Below are 1409 nucleotides of genomic sequence, written 5' to 3' on the forward strand. Positions count from 1 at the left end.
ACCGACACGGAACAGGCCTGGCTAACGCAGCAGCAGCGGCAGGCGCGTCTGACGGGCCTGTCGCAGGCACTGATGCTGCTCTGCACCGGTTTTACCGTTACCGCCATGCTCTGGCTGGCAGCGGCGGGGATCGGCGGTGACACACAACCGGGGGCGTTGATTGCCCTGTTTGTGTTTGCCGCACTGGCCGCGTTCGAAGCGTTAGGCCCGGTTACCGGTGCGTTTCAACACATGGGCCAGGTGATCGCATCAGCCACGCGCGTTGACCAGATTTTACGTCAGCAGCCTGCGGTGGTTTTCACAACGACAACCCCCTCCTCAGCCTCAACCGCGACGGCAACGCTGTCATTACAGCGGGTAAGTTTCACCTATCCGGGACAACCGCTGCCGGTATTACAGGACATTACGCTGGATATCGCGCCGGGCGAACACATTGCGCTGCTGGGGCGTACCGGGTGTGGCAAATCAACGCTATTGCAATTACTGACCCGCGCCTGGGATTGCGACGCCGGGGACATTACCCTGAACGGCCTGCCGCTCGCACAGTGGAGTGAACCGGCGCTGCGCGGCATGATGAGCGTGGTGCCACAGCGGATACATATTTTTAGCGCCACACTGCGTGACAACCTGCTGCTGGCTGCACCGCAGGCCAGCGATGCCCAACTGAGCCAACAACTGGAACAAGTTGGATTAGGCAATCTGTTGGAAACGTCAGAGGGCCTTAATGCCTGGATTGGTGAAGGCGGGCGTCAACTCTCCGGCGGGGAACAACGCCGCCTGGGGCTGGCTCGCGCCTTACTCCACCCTGCCCCCTTGGTGTTGCTGGATGAACCAACCGAAGGGCTGGATGCCGATACCGAGCAGAAAATACTGCATCTACTGCGTGAACACACCCACGGCAAAACGGTTCTCATCATTACCCATCGCTTGCACGATCTGGCGTCTCTGGATCGTATTTGCGTACTGGATAATGGTCGCCTGGTTGAGCAGGGTCGCCATGCCGATCTACTGGCAGCACGCGGCCGCTATTGGCAGTTCCATCAACACGCCACCCGGCAGGCATGATGCAGCTATTTCAACTGTCACCCAATACCACGCTGTTTCCTCCGGTGGAAAAAGCGTTGGCAGATCCCAACGGCTTATTGGCTTTTGGCGGAGACCTATCGCCTGCCAGAGTCTTGGCGGCGTATCGAGCCGGTATTTTTCCCTGGTACTCGCCCGGTGATCCCATTCTGTGGTGGTCTCCGGATCCCCGCGCAATATTGCATCCTGAGGCGCTGCATATCAGCCGTAGCCTGCACAAGTTCATGCGTAAGCAACCTTTTCACATCACGCTAAACTACGCGTTCGCTGCGGTGGTACACGCCTGCGCTCACGCGCGTCAGGAAGGAACCTGGATCAGCCCAGAG

Annotated in this window: 2 protein-coding genes; both read left to right on the forward strand. The window is 59.2% G+C overall.

Annotated elements, in window-relative coordinates; translation table 11 throughout:
• A partial coding sequence (gene cydC / locus J5224_RS27720; RefSeq protein WP_264628346.1) for a thiol reductant ABC exporter subunit CydC occupies positions 1-1065 on the forward strand: 1065 nt, incomplete at its 5' end.
• Positions 1065-1409, forward strand: a 345-nt coding sequence (locus tag J5224_RS27725) for a leucyl/phenylalanyl-tRNA--protein transferase (protein WP_413544734.1), incomplete at its 3' end; no start/stop codon positions are given. The genes cydC and J5224_RS27725, both read left to right, overlap by 1 nt.

This window comes from Candidatus Symbiopectobacterium sp. NZEC135 (genome assembly GCF_025962695.1).